At 56.1% G+C, this 17,933-nt stretch carries 21 protein-coding genes; 7 read left to right on the forward strand and 14 right to left on the reverse strand.

The genetic code is table 11. The annotated features are described in order from the left end of the window. On the reverse strand, positions 1 to 1,209 hold the full coding sequence (locus GOX73_RS05870) for a COG4223 family protein (protein ID WP_171123694.1): 1,209 nt from the start codon (positions 1,207 to 1,209) through the stop codon (positions 1 to 3). A gap of 54 nt (positions 1,210 to 1,263) precedes the next feature. After that, positions 1,264 to 1,977, reverse strand: coding sequence for a uroporphyrinogen-III synthase (locus GOX73_RS05875; RefSeq protein WP_171123697.1), 714 nt, complete (start codon positions 1,975 to 1,977; stop codon positions 1,264 to 1,266). A 96-nt stretch (positions 1,978 to 2,073) separates the two neighbouring features. Between GOX73_RS05875 and tsaD the strand changes: the two genes are divergently transcribed. From tsaD to GOX73_RS05895, 4 genes are read left to right on the forward strand one after another with little or no spacing between them, the layout of a single operon-like run. Beyond that, a complete protein-coding gene (tsaD, locus tag GOX73_RS05880) occupies positions 2,074 to 3,171 on the forward strand; it encodes a tRNA (adenosine(37)-N6)-threonylcarbamoyltransferase complex transferase subunit TsaD (protein ID WP_171123698.1) in 1,098 nt (365 codons plus the stop codon). Next, positions 3,168 to 4,130 (forward strand): NAD(P)H-dependent glycerol-3-phosphate dehydrogenase, encoded by a 963-nt coding sequence (locus GOX73_RS05885; RefSeq protein ID WP_171123700.1) that lies wholly within the window; start codon positions 3,168 to 3,170, stop codon positions 4,128 to 4,130. The genes tsaD and GOX73_RS05885 overlap by 4 nt, the downstream gene beginning before the upstream one ends. A 1-nt stretch (position 4,131) precedes the next feature. Further along, positions 4,132 to 4,401, forward strand: a complete 270-nt coding sequence (locus tag GOX73_RS05890; RefSeq protein ID WP_171134821.1) for a YciI family protein — start codon at positions 4,132 to 4,134, stop codon at positions 4,399 to 4,401. After that, on the forward strand, positions 4,401 to 4,823 hold the full coding sequence (locus GOX73_RS05895; protein WP_171123702.1) for an EVE domain-containing protein: 423 nt from the start codon (positions 4,401 to 4,403) through the stop codon (positions 4,821 to 4,823). The genes GOX73_RS05890 and GOX73_RS05895 overlap by 1 nt, the downstream gene beginning before the upstream one ends. Positions 4,824 to 5,024: 201 nt before the next feature. Here GOX73_RS05895 and GOX73_RS05900 read toward each other — a convergent pair whose 3' ends face one another. Further along, positions 5,025 to 5,366, reverse strand: a complete 342-nt coding sequence (locus GOX73_RS05900; RefSeq protein WP_171123704.1) for a DUF2853 family protein — start codon at positions 5,364 to 5,366, stop codon at positions 5,025 to 5,027. A gap of 177 nt (positions 5,367 to 5,543) precedes the next feature. Here GOX73_RS05900 and GOX73_RS05905 point away from each other — a divergent pair, with 177 nt between their 5' ends. Next, the gene (locus GOX73_RS05905; protein ID WP_171123706.1) at positions 5,544 to 6,191 is read left to right on the forward strand and encodes a DUF899 family protein; all 648 of its coding nucleotides are present in this window, start codon (positions 5,544 to 5,546) and stop codon (positions 6,189 to 6,191) included. A gap of 63 nt (positions 6,192 to 6,254) precedes the next feature. On the opposite strand, the gene ahcY is transcribed toward GOX73_RS05905, so the two are convergent. After that, a complete protein-coding gene (gene ahcY / locus GOX73_RS05910; RefSeq protein ID WP_171124645.1) occupies positions 6,255 to 7,643 on the reverse strand; it encodes an adenosylhomocysteinase in 1,389 nt (462 codons plus the stop codon). 101 nt (positions 7,644 to 7,744) lie between these two features. Next, positions 7,745 to 8,065, reverse strand: coding sequence for a hypothetical protein (locus GOX73_RS05915; RefSeq protein WP_171123708.1), 321 nt, complete (start codon positions 8,063 to 8,065; stop codon positions 7,745 to 7,747). Between the two features lie 205 nt (positions 8,066 to 8,270). On the opposite strand from GOX73_RS05915, the gene GOX73_RS05920 reads away from it, so the two are divergent. Further along, positions 8,271 to 8,864, forward strand: a complete 594-nt coding sequence (locus tag GOX73_RS05920) for an HD domain-containing protein (protein WP_171123710.1) — start codon at positions 8,271 to 8,273, stop codon at positions 8,862 to 8,864. On the opposite strand, the gene GOX73_RS05925 is transcribed toward GOX73_RS05920, so the two are convergent. The 9 genes from GOX73_RS05925 to GOX73_RS05965 form a co-directional block, all read right to left on the reverse strand. After that, positions 8,861 to 9,232 (reverse strand): VOC family protein, encoded by a 372-nt coding sequence (locus tag GOX73_RS05925; protein ID WP_171123712.1) that lies wholly within the window; start codon positions 9,230 to 9,232, stop codon positions 8,861 to 8,863. The genes GOX73_RS05920 and GOX73_RS05925 overlap by 4 nt on opposite strands. An 87-nt stretch (positions 9,233 to 9,319) precedes the next feature. Beyond that, a complete protein-coding gene (locus tag GOX73_RS05930; protein ID WP_171123714.1) occupies positions 9,320 to 9,874 on the reverse strand; it encodes an ActR/PrrA/RegA family redox response regulator transcription factor in 555 nt (184 codons plus the stop codon). Between the two features lie 429 nt (positions 9,875 to 10,303). Then, on the reverse strand, positions 10,304 to 10,942 hold the full coding sequence (locus GOX73_RS05935; RefSeq protein ID WP_171123716.1) for a TadE/TadG family type IV pilus assembly protein: 639 nt from the start codon (positions 10,940 to 10,942) through the stop codon (positions 10,304 to 10,306). Between the two features lies 1 nt (position 10,943). Continuing rightward, positions 10,944 to 11,570, reverse strand: coding sequence for a TadE/TadG family type IV pilus assembly protein (locus GOX73_RS05940; RefSeq protein WP_171123718.1), 627 nt, complete (start codon positions 11,568 to 11,570; stop codon positions 10,944 to 10,946). A gap of 21 nt (positions 11,571 to 11,591) precedes the next feature. Continuing rightward, positions 11,592 to 13,253, reverse strand: a complete 1,662-nt coding sequence (locus GOX73_RS05945) for a TadE/TadG family type IV pilus assembly protein (protein ID WP_171123721.1) — start codon at positions 13,251 to 13,253, stop codon at positions 11,592 to 11,594. Between the two features lie 407 nt (positions 13,254 to 13,660). Then, positions 13,661 to 14,032, reverse strand: a complete 372-nt coding sequence (locus GOX73_RS05950; protein WP_171123723.1) for a cupin domain-containing protein — start codon at positions 14,030 to 14,032, stop codon at positions 13,661 to 13,663. A gap of 95 nt (positions 14,033 to 14,127) precedes the next feature. Next, a complete protein-coding gene (locus tag GOX73_RS05955) occupies positions 14,128 to 14,640 on the reverse strand; it encodes a toxin-activating lysine-acyltransferase (protein WP_171123725.1) in 513 nt (170 codons plus the stop codon). After that, entirely contained in the window at positions 14,637 to 15,605 is a 969-nt protein-coding gene (locus tag GOX73_RS05960; RefSeq protein WP_171123727.1) for a Hint domain-containing protein, read from the reverse strand. Before GOX73_RS05960 ends, GOX73_RS05955 begins: the two co-directional genes overlap by 4 nt. 176 nt (positions 15,606 to 15,781) lie before the next feature. Next, on the reverse strand, positions 15,782 to 16,402 hold the full coding sequence (locus GOX73_RS05965) for an SCO family protein (protein ID WP_171123738.1): 621 nt from the start codon (positions 16,400 to 16,402) through the stop codon (positions 15,782 to 15,784). Positions 16,403 to 16,495: 93 nt separating this feature from the next. Between GOX73_RS05965 and regB the strand changes: the two genes are divergently transcribed. Then, positions 16,496 to 17,893, forward strand: a complete 1,398-nt coding sequence (gene regB / locus GOX73_RS05970) for a sensor histidine kinase RegB (protein WP_171123740.1) — start codon at positions 16,496 to 16,498, stop codon at positions 17,891 to 17,893. Positions 17,894 to 17,933: the final 40 nt, after the last annotated feature.

Below are 17,933 nucleotides of genomic sequence, written 5' to 3' on the forward strand. Positions count from 1 at the left end.
TCAGTTCGAGTTCGCGCCAGAGGATAGCGCATCTGCGGCGTCGACCGCGGCAACCCGCGTTTGTGCCGCCTGTTCCCAATCGGCCATCGCAGCTTTTGCCGCCTCTGGCAGGGACTTGAGTTCATTCAACGCGCCGGACAGGTCACCGTCTGACAACGCGGCCTGCGCACGGGACAGTACTGCATCCGGGCCATCCCCATCCTGCGGCGTCACAGAACGCGCGCCTGTCTGGCGCTGCAGGAAGGCAACCAGTCCGACGCCTTTGTCAGCCTCTCGTGCGTCAGCAAGCGCCGCGCGCGCAGATGGTTCAAACGACTCGCGCAGCTCCGCAAGTGTTGCGACACCCTTATCCGCCGCGGCGCTCAAAGCCTCGGGCACGTCAACACCACCGGCCGAGAGTTCGGCAATCAGGTCCGGGTAAGGCTGGCCCGAGTCCAGCTCACCGCGCAGCTTTGAAAGAATCGCGGCATTTGTTGCGGCCATCGCCTCGGCCGAGGCTTTCGCCTCAAGCGCCTGCGCGTCTGCCACCATCTTTTCAACTTCTGCACGTTGGGCGGCCAGAGAATCCTGTAATTTCTTCAACTCTGCTTCAAACGCAGCCGTTGCTTCGGGTGACGCGCCCTGCGTCAAGGCCCCGCTTTCAATCTCACCCAACCGGGCGGTCAGCGGCTCAATCTTCTCGGCCAATCCCGCCAGACTGGACTTAACGGTATCCAGATCAGCGGTGATAGGGGCCAGTTGCCCAGTTAACGCATCGACTTTTGAGGCAAGTTCCGAGCCACCGGAAACCGACTTGGTCAGGGATTCAATCTGGCTGGCCTGTTCGGCTAGCTTGGCCTCCAACGCCGCGATCTGATCTGACCCGTCGGATGAGAACATGTTGCTGTCACCAACCGTAAACCCGATGGCTGCGGCCAATACGCCGCCCAGCAACGCGGGCAAAAACCCACCACGCTTCTTGGTGTTGCGCTCAGCAATTTTTTCCTTGAACCGTTCAAGCTTGGCTTCGGCTTCGGCTTCGGCTTCGGCTTCGGCTTCGGCTTCGGCTTCGGCTTCGGCTTCGGCTTCGGCTTCGGCTTCGGAAACCGGTTCTTCTACGAGCTTAACCTCGTCAACCGGTGTTTCCTCGGCCGTCGCAGCAGCATCGGCTACGTCGTCGACCTTGGGGTCATCCACCGGCTTTTGATCGGTTTTCTTACTACCAGCCAACGCAATATTCCCTTTATCGAATCCGAAATGACCTGAACTACAGACCCAACTAAGTTAATCTGTGGCCTCGTCGCCCTCAACCCGCAACGCATGTTTCACAAGCTTTTTAATGGCTTTCCGCATTTTCTTCGGAGTCGGTTCCTTGGCAATCTTCAGGCGTTCAGAGCCCAAGGAATAAAGGGGTTCGGCTGTGGCAGCGCTGATTGCAGCCAGCATCAAGGGTGCCGTTCCATGCCAGATGTCGGCAAAATGTCGCGCTGTTCGGGGTGAAAAAATAGGGGCAATTACGGGCTCTTTTTCGAACGCGGCGGCCTCGGCTTCGGATGTCAGCGGTAACAATCGCTGCTGATACACGGGCAGTTCGCGCACAGTCAGGCCGGATTCGGTCAGCCGTTCAGCGACACTTCCACGCGTGTGTTCTCCGCGCAGATGCAGAAGCGGGCTGTCGGGTCTGGCTTGCAGCAGGGCGGCAACCAGTTCTTCGGCAGTCTGGCCCACCATCTGCGCCTGCCATCCTGCACCTTTGGCCGTTCCAGTGGTTGCAGGGCCAACACAATAAGCAGGCAGAGCGCGATCCACGCCCATAGACGCCGCGGCATTAACCGCATTGGCCGACGTAAATATCAGACCGCGCACATCCGTGTCGTTTACCTGAACCGGCAAGGGCTTGATCTCGAGGATCGGGGAATAGATGACCTGAACCCGTGACCTGACCCGGGTTGGCAATTGCGCAACGAACCTTTCCGAGGCGGCGCGAGGGCGGGTCATCAACAAATACAACGGCGGTGCCCCTGGCCTTGGGATTGTTTGCATCCGCGCAGGGTGATACCCCGCTTTGCAATCAAGGTGTAACGGATCAGGCCAATGGTGCAAACACTTACTGTCCTCGGGCTGGAAAGCAGTTGTGACGACACAGCCGCCGCAGTCGTGCGCCAACGTGATGGCGCCGGGGCCGAGGTGCTGTCATCGGTTGTTTTTGGCCAGACGGATCTGCACAGCGCCTTTGGCGGCGTCGTCCCCGAGATCGCCGCCCGCGCCCATGCCGAAAAACTGGATACCTGCGTGTTGCAGGCACTCGAATCCGCTGGGATGACCCTGGATGACGTCGACGCCGTTGCCGTTACCGCAGGTCCGGGTCTGATCGGCGGGGTCATGTCCGGTGTCATGTGCGCCAAGGGCATCAGCGCTGCAACCGGCCTGCCCCTGATCGGAGTGAACCATCTGGCCGGTCACGCGCTGACCCCTCGGATGACAGACGGGATCGCGTTTCCTTATCTGATGCTGCTCGTGTCGGGTGGGCATTGTCAGTATCTGATCGCCCATGGACCGGAAAAGTTCACGCGGCTGGGCGGTACGATTGACGATGCACCCGGCGAAGCGTTCGACAAAACCGCGCGGCTTTTGGGTCTGCCGCAGCCCGGCGGCCCTTCGGTCGAAGCCGAAGCGCGTAAAGGTGACCCGAAACGGTTCCGTTTTCCCCGGCCCTTGCTGGATCGGCCCGGTTGTGACTTGTCCTTTTCTGGCTTGAAAACGGCCCTTATGCGTATGCGTGACCAGATCGCCGCGGAAAAAGGTGGGTTTACCCGTCAGGATCGGGCGGACCTGTGCGCCGGGTTTCAACAAGCGGTCGTGGACACGCTGGCTGAGAAGACCCGCAGGGCCATCGACTTGTATCTGCAACAAAGCCCGCCTGATCCCGTCATCGCCGTTGCGGGCGGGGTCGCGGCCAATTCTGCCATTCGATCCGCGTTAGAGACTGTTGCGGCCGAAAACGGGGCCCGCTTTACCGCACCTCCGCTGCGTTTTTGTACCGACAATGCCGCAATGATCGCCTACGCCGGGATCGAGCGGTTTCGCACCGGTGCCCGCGACGGACTGGACCTGACCGCACGTCCGCGCTGGCCTCTGGACCAAACCAGCCCTGCCATGCTGGGCAGCGGTAAGAAAGGTGCCAAGGCATGAGTATTTCCGTTCTGGGTTCCGGTGCCTTTGGGACAGCGTTGGCGATTTCATTAGCCGGGAACGGGCCAGTCACACTTTGGGCACGCGACGTGGATCAAGCGCGTTCGATGCAAAGAGACCGCGAAAACACGGCGCGGTTGCCCAACGTGTCCTTGCCCAGCGCGATCACCGTTACCTCTGACATCGCAGAGGCAGCAACGAACGAGATTCTGCTGGTTTCCGTGCCCATGCAGAAACTACGCAGCGCCCTTTTGGATCACGCCTCTTCTTTTGTGGGCAAGACTTTGGTGGCCTGTTGTAAAGGCATTGAATTATCAACTGGGCTTGGGCCGATCTCGGTCATTCAACAGGTTGTTCCAGATGCGCGTCCGGCCTTGCTGACCGGCCCGAGTTTCGCCGACGACATCGCGCGCGGGCTGCCGACCGCCCTGACGCTGGCCTGTGCCGATCAAAATCTGAGCCAACAATTGCAGCACGCCCTGACAACGGCCAACCTGCGCCTGTATCGCACAACAGACGTCACCGGAGCCGAACTGGGCGGAGCATTAAAAAATGTGATAGCCATCGGATGCGGCGCCACCATCGGTGCGGGACTGGGTGACAGCGCCCGTGCCGCCCTTTTGACGCGGGGCTTTGCTGAAATGCAGCGATTTGCGCTTATGCGAGGCGCGCAGGTCGACACGCTGATGGGGCTGTCTGGTTTGGGTGATCTGGTCCTGACCTGCTCGTCCGAATTGTCCAGAAATTACCGTTTTGGCCTGTCTTTGGGTCGAAATCTGCCTTTCGACACTGCGACCACAGTCGAAGGCGTCGCTACAGCGCGTGCGATGTCCGACATCGCGACACAAGAAGGGCTGGATATGCCCATAAGCGCAACAGTGGCAGACTTGAGCCGTGGCGCTTACAGTGTGCCCGAGGCCATTCAATCCCTGCTAAACCGACCCCTGAAGGAGGAATAATATGCTCATTGCCCTTATCGCCCGCGACAAGGACGGCGCCCTACAAACCCGTTTGGACAACCGCGCCGCGCATCTCGGCTATATCGAGGAAACCGGCGTTGTCGCACAGGCTGGGCCCTTGCTGGACGGTGACGCGATGATCGGTTCATTGATCATTCTCGAGGTCGAGGACATGGCTGTCGCCCAAGCCTGGGCAGACAATGACCCATATGCCAAGGCCGGTCTGTTCCAGTCGGTTGACCTGATCGCGTGGAAAAAGGTCGTGGGCTGATGGCGTATTGGCTGTTCAAATCCGAACCCTCGACCTGGAGTTGGGACCAGCAGGTCGCCAAAGGGGGCGCAGGTGAAGAATGGGACGGCGTGCGCAACTATCAGGCGCGAAACTTCATGCGCCAGATGGTGGTTGGCGACAGGGGGTTCTTCTACCACTCGCAAAAAGACAAGGCGATCGTTGGCATCGTCGAAGTCTGCGCCGAGGCCCATCCCGACAGCACCACGGATGATGACCGCTGGGAATGTGTGGACATCAAGGCGGTACGTCCATTCACGGCGCAGGTGACCTTGGACGACATCAAAGCGGATGAGCGTCTGGGCGATATGGTTTTGGTCAAGAACTCGCGACTGTCCGTTCAACCGGTCACCGAGGCGGAATGGCAAGTGATCTGCGATCTGGGTCAGACGCAAGCGGAATAATTAAAGGGAAGGCTCTGACGGATGCAGAACCTTCCCTACCCCGCGTGCTCCCTACTCACCACACGCGTATGGAAATGTCTGGTTCTGACCGTCCTGGTCACACCCTGACATTAGCCGAAGGTTTGGGCGCAGTTCAAACCTCAAGTATCTAAAATTTAAGTCGCCCTTTTAGTACGGCGGGCGCGACCGCGGCGCGGACGCTTACCCGTAAACCGACTCTTTCCCGAAATGCTTGGTCAGCATGTAATAGACGACTGCGCGATATTTATTGCGCTCGGACTGGCCATAGGTGTCCAGGGCCTTATTGATCGCGTCCATCAGTTCTGGACCGTCGGACAAACCCAGTTTCTTGATCAAAAAGTTGTTCTTGACCGTTTCAAGCTCACCTTCCTGAGTGGCCGCAACCGTTGACGCATCAGCGTCATAGATCGCCGGTCCACAACCGATGGTGACTTTGGTCAGCAAATCCATATCCGCGTCCATGCCGCATTTGGATTTCAGGTCCTCTGCATACTTGGTAATCAGCTCATCGCGCTTTCCCATAGTCATCTCCTGATTTGGGTAGATTTCAAATTCCCCATCACCCCAATCACGGTAATGGGCAGACGGAATTGAACAAAGGGAAAAATCACCGGCTTTCCCCGCAAAGAAAACCCGACCTTGATTTCAAATCATCCATTATTTAACATATAAGTTAAATTATTGAGTCAGGAGGGTGCCATGACCGTTTCCTTGCCCAACGAAAGCCCCGCGTATCGCGAGGCGCGAAACCGCCTGCTGGCCGCCGAAGTAGAATTGCGCGCCAAGATAGAAGATGTCGCCAATCTGCGCCGCAAACTTCCATCGGGTGGCCAGATTCCGCAGGATTACGCGTTCCGAAACCTTCAGGGCGATGATGCGCCTTTGTCCTCGCTCTTTGGTTCACATGATACGCTTGCGATTTATTCGTTGATGTACGGCCCAAATGCAGAGTTACCCTGCCCGATGTGCTCGGCCTTTCTGGACGGGCTGAACGGGCAGATTGCGCACCTTTCAAAGAAGATCAGTTTTGCCGTGGTTGCCCAGAATACACCGGAAAAGCTAACAGCCCTACAAGCAAAGATCGGTTGGCATGAACTGCCGCTATTGTCCGCGCTGGGCACCGAGTACCAGCGCGACTATCTGGCCGAAGCCGAAAACGGAAGCCAATTGCCCATCCTGAACGTCTTTCGACGTACACAGGACGGAATCTGCCATTTCTGGAGTTCTGAGCTTTTCTTCCAGCCCAGCGACTGGCACCCACGGCACATTGATGCCGCGTGGCCGCTTTGGAATATACTGGACCTGACGCCCGAAGGTCGCGGCGATTTCTTTCCGTCCTTGCGCTGAATATCAGGCACAAAAAAAACGGCGACCTGACGGGCCGCCGTTTCAATTCCGTTATCGCAGAAATCAATAGCGATAATGTTCCGGCTTGTACGGGCCTTCTGGTTTTACACCGATATAGGCGGCTTGCTCGCTGTCCATCTGGGTCAGCTTCACGCCGATACGGTCCAGATGCAGGCGGGCGACTTTTTCGTCCAGATGCTTGGGCAGGATATAGACTTTATTCTCGTACTCATCACCCTTGGTGAACAGCTCGATCTGGGCCAGCACCTGATTGGTGAAGGACGCCGACATCACGAACGAAGGGTGACCGGTGGCGTTGCCGAGGTTCAGCAGACGGCCTTCGGACAGCAGGATCAGACGGTTGCCCGAGGGCATCTCGATCATGTCCACCTGTTCCTTGATGTTGGTCCATTTGTGGTTCTTCAGGTTGGCCACCTGGATTTCGTTGTCGAAGTGACCAATGTTGCCGACGATGGCCATGTCCTTCATCTCGCGCATATGCTCGATGCGGATCACATCCTTGTTGCCGGTTGTGGTGATGAAGATATCCGCGCTGGCGACTTCGTCTTCCAGCAGGGTGACTTCGAACCCGTCCATCGCAGCCTGCAGTGCGCAGATCGGGTCAACTTCAGTGACTTTCACACGGGCACCTGCACCACGCAGCGAAGCGGCCGAGCCTTTGCCCACGTCGCCATAACCGCAGACCACGGCAACCTTACCGGCCATCATCGTGTCGGTGGCGCGGCGGATACCGTCGACCAGCGATTCCTTACAGCCATATTTGTTGTCAAACTTCGACTTGGTAACGCTGTCGTTCACGTTGATCGCCGGAAACGGCAGGTGGCCATCTTTGACCAGTTGATACAGACGGTTCACGCCGGTGGTGGTTTCCTCGGACACGCCTTGAATCTGATCGCGCATTTTGGTGAACCAACCGGGGCTGGCGGCCATACGCTTGGCGATCTGTTTCTTGATCACCTCTTCCTCTTCCGAACCCGGAACAGGGATGATGTCTTCGCCGGCCTCAGCGCGTGCGCCCAACAGGATGTACAGCGTTGCGTCGCCGCCATCGTCAAGGATCATGTTGGGGCCTTGGTCGAACAAGAAGGACTTGTCCAGATAATCCCAATGCTCCTCCAGCGTCTGACCCTTGATGGCGAAAACGGGGATACCCGCCTCGGCAATCGCGGCAGCGGCGTGGTCCTGGGTTGAAAAGATGTTGCACGACGCCCAGCGTACATCTGCGCCCAGCGCCACCAGTGTTTCAATCAGAACAGCGGTTTGGATGGTCATGTGCAGCGAGCCAACGATACGCGCACCGGACAGAGGTTTGCTGTCACCGTATTCCGCGCGCAGGGCCATCAGACCCGGCATCTCGGTTTCGGCAATATCCAGCTCTTTGCGGCCGAACCCGGCCAATGAAATGTCTTTGACGATATAGTCCCCGGCCATCAGGTACTCCATTCCGGTAAATCTTGGTCCGGGTTGCCCCTAACATCCCTTTGGGGACGTGGCAACGCAGATGGCCGGAAACGGGATTGTTAACGCCTAAATCAGCTTGGCGTGCCGTCTACCTTGATCTTGGGAATGGCTTCGAAAAAGTCGGTGCCAACAGAGACGATGCAACTGATGCCATTTGCATGCGTCACCAGAACGGTAAAGCTTCCCGTTTCCTCGGAGGTCCAGACCTCCATCACCGATTGCGAGCCGCGCGATTTCTGCAATCCGCCAAAGGCCAGCTGTTCCGAGTAGCTGTCCTGAAGCTTGGCGATCACGTGTTCACGCTGTGCGCAGGTACTTTTCTGGGCAAAAGCCGGAGGGGCGGTGGCGGCCATTCCAAAGGCCAGTGCAATTCCAAACAAACGCTTGAACATAGCAAGCTCCTTTCGATACGTGTTACGATCGAGAGGGGCACACCGGGAGGAGCATGCGCCCCCCTCGGTACTAGATGTCGGTATCACCGCGCACTTGTTCAAAGCACGATCGCTCAAGAAAAAGTTGGCAGCTGGTGATCTTGACAGGTAAACCATACCACAAAACTGCTGCGCAATCGCCGCTGTTGAAATCGGGCATGGTATAATGGCAACACAACCCAGAGCGTGGCAGAGAATGCTATCCGGTCGCAGGCTGGACCTGCTGGATCCGACGCCAGTTGACATTGAAATCGAAGATATAGCGCACGGTCTGGCGTTTGTGGCGCGCTGGAATGGTCAAACCGCAGGGGATTTTGCCTATTCGGTTGCCGAGCATTCCCTACTGGTCGAGGCGCTTTTTCACCGGATCGCCCCCAAAGCACCCATTAAATGGCAGCTTGCCGCTTTGTTACATGATGCGCCTGAATATGTGATTGGGGACATGATTTCACCGGTCAAATCCGCAGTCGGCCCGGATTACGGCGCGCTGGATGACAGGCTGGCGGCGGCGATCCACATCCGGTTCGGACTGCCCGCCGCTGTGCCCAAAACGATCAAGCGACAGATCAAAAAGGCCGACAAGATCAGCGCCTGGATGGAGGCCACCCAGATCGCGGGCTTTTCCGAGGCAGAGGCGACCAAGTTCTTTGGCCGCCCGGATAAGACTGTAATGGAGGGGCTGGAGATCGTTTTACGCCCGCCGGTAGAGGTGCGGCAGGCGTACACGGAACGGCACGCAGCCCTGTTACGTCAGCTTTAGCCGAAAACGAAGAAGCACAGCTTGTTGCCATCCGGGTCACGGACATACGACCCGTAGAAACGGTCAGGCACACGCTGACCGGGCTCTCCTTCGTCGGTTGCACCAAGGCTGATAGCCTTGTCATACAACGCCTTGCTTTCCTCTTTGGACTGAGCGGCAATAGCGACCATGCTGCCGTTACCAACCGAACACTCGCCCCCGTCATAGGGCTCGCAAACAGCCAGCATAGGTTCACCGGGCTTGCTGCCGATAAAGGCGATGCGTCCCGCGTCGATAATCACCTTCGCGTCACGATCCGAGAAAAGGTCGGTATAGAATTTCTTTGCGCGCTCCATATCCGACACGCCGATGGTCACGTAACCGATCATTTGTAAGGTCCCTGTCTAGCAACTGATGTCCCAAAGCGAAAACTTTGCCAAAGGGACGAAAGATAACAAGTCAAGAAACTGTGACCACTACCGCGGGCTGCGTTTTGCCAGAATCCGCTGCAACGTCCGGCGGTGCATGTTGAGGCGACGGGCAGTTTCGCTGACATTGCGGTCACACAGCTCATAAACCCGCTGAATATGCTCCCACCGCACGCGATCCGCACTCATGGGGTTTTCCGGCGGCGGGGGCAGTTCGTCGTCTTTTGTCAGCAGAGCGTTGGTGATGTCAGTGGCGTCGGCGGGTTTCGACAGGTAGTCGGTCGCGCCAATTTTGACGGCAGCAACAGCCGTGGCGATGGCGCCGTAACCGGTCAGAACCACAACGCGGCTGTCGGGGCGCTTCTCACGCAGCACCTCGACCACGTCCAGCCCATTGCCATCCTCAAGCCGCAAATCCACAACCGCATAGGCCGGTGGACGGGCGGTAGAAATTGCGCGGCCTGCCGCGACCGAGCCTGCGGTCTCAACCTCGAAACCGCGCTTTTCCATCGCCTTGGCGAGACGTCTCAGAAATGGCTCGTCATCATCCACCAGAAGCAGGGATTTATCCGGGCCGATATCCAGGTTAGAGCTGTCCGCCATATTCCGTTCTTTCCGCTATTTCACGCCTTTGGCTAGTTTATGAGTAATAGCAGCGCCATAAGAAAGGTCAAACAGGCCTTGAGTAGTAGAGTCTCGCGGGTCTTCGACGAACAACTCGGAAAGTCATCCGCCCCTGATCACAGGCCGGTTGCGCCCCGGCCCACTCGCATGCTCAAGTATTTTCGCAGACACTTGGAAGGCAAGGCCAATACCTGCCACGCCGTGAACCACAAGGCGAAAAAACAACCGTATTTTCTAGTTTTTTGACCATGACGCCAGCGGGAGCGTTCTACTGTTTCACACATGTTTTCGAGTTTAACAGCAGAGTATCTGACCCGTTCGCCAGTCGCTTAACCAGCGCCAAAATATCCCGGCACATTGCGTTGATCCCGCCGGTAAAGTCATGCACAGTTTTTCTTATGTTGCACTTTAGTTGTTAAAGCAGTCTCTGACGATTGTGTTACCATCTGTATCCACAGCGCCGGTATCAAACTTGATCTGTCCGGCAATCCGTGGACGGGTAAACGCGACAGTCTGGTAGGTTTGGGGCGACATAATGAAGTCGCCGAACAAGGGCGTATAATCCAAAAACGCCTCGGTCATAAGTAGCGTGTCACCTTCGGAAAAGAGTGGTGTTCGCGCCTCGTAGCTCGCGATCTGATCATTGGTCAGCGCTGACAATCCCGAAGAAGGATACGACCAACAGAACTCGAGCACGCGCTGGGCCTCATCTTGGCAATCCGCTGTGCATTCAATCGTAGAAATCCGCAGTTCGCTGGGATGCTGCGGCCCCACGATATATCGGAAAACGCTGTTCAGACCATCAAAGTAATCCGCGTCGATAAAGGTATCTTCGCGGCTGATCATGTCCGATACTGTATAGGTCGCCTTAGACCGCAAATAGGACATGCGAACCGCATCCTGCACCACCAACGCACCCGTCGTCAGCAGGATCAGAATGGGCAAGGCAAACCCCATTTCGACAAGGGCCGCACCGCTTGTGTCGCGTACAAAACAGCCTATTGCGCGCCGCAACCTGAACTTAAACTCGTTATACAAAACAAACATATCAAAAAGGCTCGTTCACAAAGGCTGACCGTGAGATAAGAGCGAAATTGCCCAAGTCATCGTAGCGCCGAAGCGATGCCAGCATCGGCATAGGTGGGAAAAGTGACCTTTGGACAAGGCACGCGCGGGCGATCATCAACTGATTTTCGGTCCCTTCCGTGAAGTCGATCGGCGGCTCATATCCATCCGGGGGCGATGTATTCAGGCAATTCGCGCGGCCATTAAGGTTGAATTCCCAATCCGACTTTTCGACCTGACGCACCTCCAGCAGCAGATTTTCGTCGCAATCCCACAAGGACACTTGCGCCAGAGATTTGGCGCAAATGGCGGTCTTTACCTTTTCGTGCGTCGGATCAGAGATCAGCCCCAGCCGCAGCTCGCGGAAGGTTTCGTCCGTCGAGCGATCCAATGCAACTTGGCGCACGATCAAGTAACTGAATTCGAGCGTTATGAACAGAAACAGCAGAAGCAGCGGCAGACAAACAGAGAATTCAACCAGTGTCGTACCGTCTTCGTCCCGCCACCAGCGTCGCGTTCGCCGGGCGATACCGGAAAAGGCTCCGTCGCGCTGTGCCGATGTCCCATCGGGCGTTTTGGTTGCATCGGCTTTTGTCCGGTATCGCGTCATCAGATCAATCCCCCTGCCGAATTACTGCGTAAGCCGCAGTTTGTTGATCTGACGCGCAATGGACGCAAAGGCATCATCAATGTCCAACCCATCGACATCGTAAAAATGCGAGGGCGAGGACGCGCAGTCAGCCAAAGTTGCATCGCCCTGACCATAGGTATCCATTCCGATCGTAAAGACGATCACGTCATTGTCCTTGGCGGCTTGGCAGATGGCAGAGGTACGGTTGTTTTTCCACGTACCCGTCCGGGTCCGCACGATCCGGTTATAGTGACCATTCGCGCTTCGGCTGGTGTCTGCCTCGGACAGGATGCTGTCCACGAACCTGTCCACCGGCATATCCGCCCAAACCTCAGGCCAAGTCATCTGTACCGCGCCGCTACCGGGTGTGAAGCTCCAAAAATCGCCCGAAACCCGATAGAAATCCCGACCTGTTCCGGGGCGGTTCCGGTAATAGCTATAGTTGTTCGTGCCCGGCAAACGGAACAGCGGTGAGTTACCCTCGCGATAGGGCGGTCTGATATCGAAGTTAAGAGTGTTTGCACCATCAGACATCACGATCAGGTATTTGATAGCGTCGGGATTATCAAAATCATAAGGCATCCCACGCCCTGCAGGGCCAGACAGGTGTTCATAGCCTGTCATTCCCGACAAGGACGACAAGACCGGACGCATGGTTGGGTCCAGCATTGCAGCGCCCCACTTCGCTGCCATCTCGATGGATGTGTAGCCATAAGGCTGCATCGCCCGGATACGGGTTTTCAGAACATCCGGATCTTCCGACCACGCAACGATGTCGCGTCGTGCTGAATCCGTTGGGCAAACCGTGTTGTATGTACTCAGGTTCCATCCCGTGCTGGAGGGATCGTGATGCGCCGTTCGGTTCAGCAACGTATTCGTCGGAACGGCCGTGGTGGTATAGTCTGCGGTGGAGTTGAACGTCACGCAATGCGATGTCGAATGTTCAGCCGACACCGTGAAATTGTTCAGCAAATCCTCACCCACAGAGACTTGTGTGGCAAAAGGGACAAGTGAAATCGTCGTCGTGCCCGGCTGCCCAGGTTTCGGTTGCACCGCATCGACGAAAGCTTCGGCTGCAGGAATAAGCAGGTCCATGCGCGACGGGTTGGCGGCAGGTCCGCTGGTCGATCCAGGTGCCCAGGACATCGAACCCGAATTGTCCAGTGCAACTGCGATTTCTAGATCACGGCGGGACTCGGTCGCGGCACCAATAACCGGTACATCCCAACCGTTGCGCCCAGCCAACCTTGTCAGCAAAGCTGGAACAAAGGCATCCGATTCAACCGCCACCGTTCTTTCGGTGGCGGTGTTTACAACAGTTACGTTCCGAAGATTATCGCCTAGTCCCGCTTTCGCAAAAAAGTCGTTTACCACATCTTCAGGTTCCAGAACCTGTTCAAGGTCCGCCGACGCAAGACTGGCTGAATCCGATGTGTTCTGAAGCTTGACCCTAATGTCTTCCGTCAGCGCAAGCTCCATGGCAAGCCCGATGAACACCATCATGGGGACAAGGAAAATCGCCAGCAGGATAAGAACCGCGCCTTCAGACTCTTGGCGAAACCGCGAAAACAAATCGCGGGCGCTGTTTTTGTTCGAATAGTTTTCTTTTGATTTTGACTCGGAAATTGAGTCCTCGGGAAGCTGAATATACGTCTTAACCATTTTCAACACTCACAAACTCTGGGCGCATTCACACGATTTGGTGAGGCCAGAACACTGAAAAATCTTTCGATTCGTTACTGCAAAGTTAACCGAAAATGAACCAAAAATGAACGGAGCAAGACAGATTATGAACACAATTTTGCCATTAAGTCAAAATTCTGCACAGGATGAGAAGGTCCACCCAAATGGATTGCGCATTCTCGGTCCTGAAAAAGTTCTATATTTTTCAGATTGTTAAAATGTGAAAACTGCGAAAGCGCAAACTAGAAAGCCCATCTAGATCCTGATTGGGCCGAAAGGAGTTCAGTCCGGAATCAGACAGCATTATTAGCGTTCAAACTTAATCCGATAGGCCCGATATCACCTTACTGTTGCCGGATTCGGCCTCTTGGCAGATGCCTGAATTGTTAATAGCCGTCCCGCTTTTGTCCGAAGAAAACTTTGGTGACCTCTTCGGTGACGTTCCATTCCACGCGACTGCCATCGCGGATGAAAAGGCTATCTCCTGTGCACAGGGTGCTAACCTCACCCGTAGTCTTGTCCGTCAACTGGCATTTGCCCGACAAAATGGTCATCAATTCATCACCTTGTTCGGTGCACTCAAATACGCCGGGCGTACAACGCCAAATACCGGCTCGCATCGTATGGCCTGACCCACCAGCATCCATGCGCCCGAAAACAGTGGGTGATCCCGACTTGATGACATAGTCGCTTTCGGGGTTGTCGAAAGGCCAGGGCTCAAGCGACCCCACATCTTCATCTGGTTTGTATTCAATCATACTGATTTCCGGTTTCAAAGTGTGTCTTTCCTGGACACAGGGGCCTTCATTATTTGTTTAGGTTCGGCGTTGTTAACCATTCCCATTCCGCGAAGTCAGACGAAGTCCTTTTCCGTCAGAATACGCTGCTTGCGACCCCGACGGCCAAAGTCGATGTCCACAATCTTGCGGTTCCTGTCTTCGGTCTGATGTCGACAGAAACGAAACCCTTCATCGCTGACATTTCCCGGAATCATGGCCCAGTTCCATATGCTCGGCATAAGTTTGCGATATGGGGCAATCAGATCAATCACCCACATCCGCCCGCCTTCGGCTTTCCAATCCTCCGGCATCAGCGGTTCGCCCCGAATGTGTTTCTTTTCCGCGTCTTCCGACAGAAAGGCCCAGGTGAAGATCGCGCGGGGGACCTCATCGAACCGGAATATCCTGTACTGGCCCAGTACAAGCGGCGGTTCAAACGCCAGTCGCAGGTTCGCAACAGTCATCCGATTGTGATAGCTGCTGCGAAAGGCCAGAAACATTGCGTCGCCATAAGCGCGCAAAAGTTTCGGGTCGGGCGCTTCTTCACGCGGAAGAGGTTTGCCAGAGGCATCGAGGATCTGTTTCATGCCACTTTCGAAGATTTACTGAGCAAGGCCGCTTCCCACGGCTTGAGGCCGGGCAACGCTGAGGGGCCAAATTCATTGGCGTTGGACTTAAGGCCGGGAAAAATCTCGTACAGCTCATTGGCGGCATCCCGATCAATTCCGTCCAAGCTGGTCGGGCCGGGGTGGAAGCTTTCGGTTGCAAGCCCGTTGGTTACGATGACTTCGTGTTGATCGAACGCCAAATGGAAGTATTCGACCTCAGCAACCGAACGATCGACAGTTATCGTTGAATCATTCAGCAAGCCTTTAGCGGGGGCCAGAACTGCCGGATGGCCGAACAACATCTCTGCCAAGGGGTCCTGAACCTGAATTCGGTGCTGAGGAGAAACCAAAAGATCGCCATTAGGCACATCGTGACCGAAGGCGTTGCCCCTTATCCTTACTGGAAACAGGCTATCGTTTCGGCCCAGTTCTGCCGCGTCAATGCAGCGGCTACCAATCCAACGAACTTGTTCCGTCCGGCCATCCGCCGTCAAAACGTCGTCCCCGATCAGCAAATCCTCAACCGGGCGCTCGCCAGCCGGAGTCGCAATCAGCGTGCCTCGGGACACGCAGATGAGCAGGTTGATGACAACGGTGTCTGTATCGCTGGCTCCGGAAGCATCACTGCCTGTAACCGTGAAGCTGACAACCTGATCAGACCCGGATGCAATTACTGCAGCCCGGTCGATTATGAAGGTGAATTCACCGGTTGTGGAATTCGTAACAAATGTACCGTAGGGGGTTACAGGTAAATTGAAGACATAACCGTCTTGCGCTTCACTCCCGCCAACCCCATCCAAATTGTTGTCCAGATCAAAGTCGCCAGTGACCGTTGTTACAGAAGGGTCGCTTAAGTCCGCTGAGGTTGTCCAGATATCCAGATTAGCAGTGCCGCTACCGGTGAACCCCGTCACCTCGCTGATATTATAAAATATAAAACCCATATCACTACATTTCCCGATCGGCCGTCACGTTCGGTTCGGCAAGTCACTCGTTCTTAGACATAATACTATTTCGTCGCACAGTAGGGCGACTGTCAATCAAGCAAGCAACCATGCGTGTTTTTTATGTGAATATGTGCATGTAGAGAAAAATAGTTCCGGCGGCGCAGAGTCGTCGGCTATAGCTGGTCCAGAAAGCAGCCAACCTTATCCGCCATTTGTTCAGCCGTATCGTTGCGGTTGAAAAACTCGATAAATCCGTCTTCCGGCGTCACCAGATAGGTAAAGGTCGAGTGGTCGACCAAATAGAACTCATCGCTTTTGTCATGCGCCTTGTAATAGGTCTTATAAGCTTGGCTGGCCGCCTTGACCTGCTCGGGCGATCCGGTCAGGGCGATGGTTTTTCCGCCAAGATTGAACGCATAGTCGCTCATCACTTCGGGCGTGTCGCGATCCGGATCAATTGAAATGAACAACGGCGTCACCGACTGGCCGCGCTCGGCCAGAATGTCGACGGCTTCGGCATTGCGTGACATGTCAAAAGGACAGACATCCGGGCAGAAAGTGTAGCCGAAATAAACCAACGTGGGCTCGGTGATCACGTCCGCGTCGGTAACCGTTTCACCCGCACCGTTGATCAACTCGAACGGCCCGCCGATTGCCGCCGACCCGCCGGCAATTTGGCTCGAGCGACATTGTGCAAACTTGTCATCCGATCCGCCACCCCTTGTCAGCAGCCACATGGCACCAACGCCTATGGCCAGAACCACGGTTGCAAGAATGGCATACAGACGGATCATGGCGGGCTTCCTGAAAGAAAAAGGGGTTGTTGATCGTTTCGGCCCGGACACCTATCAAGATGAGCAGCCTATGCAACAGGACATAATCGACCAATGGCAAATTCCAACATCACATTATGGCGCGGTCAGGAACGAAGCAGTTGGATTCGCCTGCGTACCCTTATTCTGTTGCGATGGGTCGCCATTATCGGCCAGTTCACCGCCATCACTGTGGCGCAGCAGTATTTCGACCTGCAGCTTGAGCTGACGCTGTGCTATCTCGCCATTGGCGTGTCGGTTCTGGGCAACATGACTGCGATTCTGCTGTTTCCGCAAAACAAGCGTCTGACCGAGTTCGAGAACTTCCTGATGGTGCTGTTCGACCTGATGCAGTTGGCGATCCTGCTATATCTGACCGGCGGCCTGAACAACCCCTTCGCATTGCTGCTGTTGGGCCCGGTGACGATCTCGGCCAACGTAATGAGCACTCGCTCGACCCTGATCGTGGGGGCGGTGGCCATTACGCTGACCTCGCTGCTGGTCGAGTTCCACCTGCCGCTACGAACCGAAACTGGGCAGGTGCTTGAAATCCCCGACATGCTGCTATTCGGCAATTGGGCTGCGGTTGTGATCGCCATTGTCTTTATTGGTGCCTATTCCCACCGCGTCAGTTCAGAGGTGCAATCCATGTCCGAGGCGCTGGCCGCCACCCATATGGCACTGGCGCGGGAACAGAAGCTGACCGATCTGGGCGGTGTTGTCGCCGCAGCCGCGCACGAGTTGGGTACGCCTCTGGCCACGATCAAGCTGACCAGTTCGGAACTGATCGAGGAACTGGATGACCGCCCCGATCTGAAGGACGACGCCGCCCTGATCCGTGAGCAGGCCAATCGCTGCAGGGACATCCTGCGGGACATGGGGCGTGCGGGCAAAGACGACCTGCATCTTCGGCAGGCACCTTTGTCCACCGTCATTCACGAAGCGGCCGAACCCCATATCAACCGCGGCAAGATCGTTCATTTCACTGAAGGCCCCGCAGGCGAAGGCGACGTGCAGCAGCCATCAATCCTGCGAAAACCCGAGATCGTCCACGGGCTGAGAAACCTGATCCAGAATGCCGTGGATTTTTCTCGGGCAAATGTCTGGGTCGAAGCCGAATGGACACCCGATCAGATCTCGATCGGTATCATGGATGATGGGCGCGGCTATCCTTCACACATGATCGGCCGGATCGGAGACCCTTTCATGCGCCGTCGCCGCGCCGAGACCGAACAACGCGCACGGCCAGAATACGAAGGCATGGGCCTCGGTCTGTTCATCGCCAAAACCCTGCTGGAGCGAAGCGGCGCTGAACTGGAATTCGCCAACGGCTCGGATCCTTATCAGAACCTGTCCGACAATCCCGAACACCGGGGCGCGATCGTCAAAGTCGCATGGCCCCGCAAACTGGTGGACGCCCAGATCGGTGACACGCCAGTCCCGTCCGGTGCAAACCAGCGCTTTCAGATCTGAATTAAGACCCCATTAACCAATGGTAACCATAATCTGAAAC

The sequence above is a fragment of the Ruegeria sp. HKCCD7221 genome (assembly GCF_013031225.1).
In the GTDB taxonomy this organism is placed as follows: Bacteria; Pseudomonadota; Alphaproteobacteria; order Rhodobacterales; family Rhodobacteraceae; genus Ruegeria.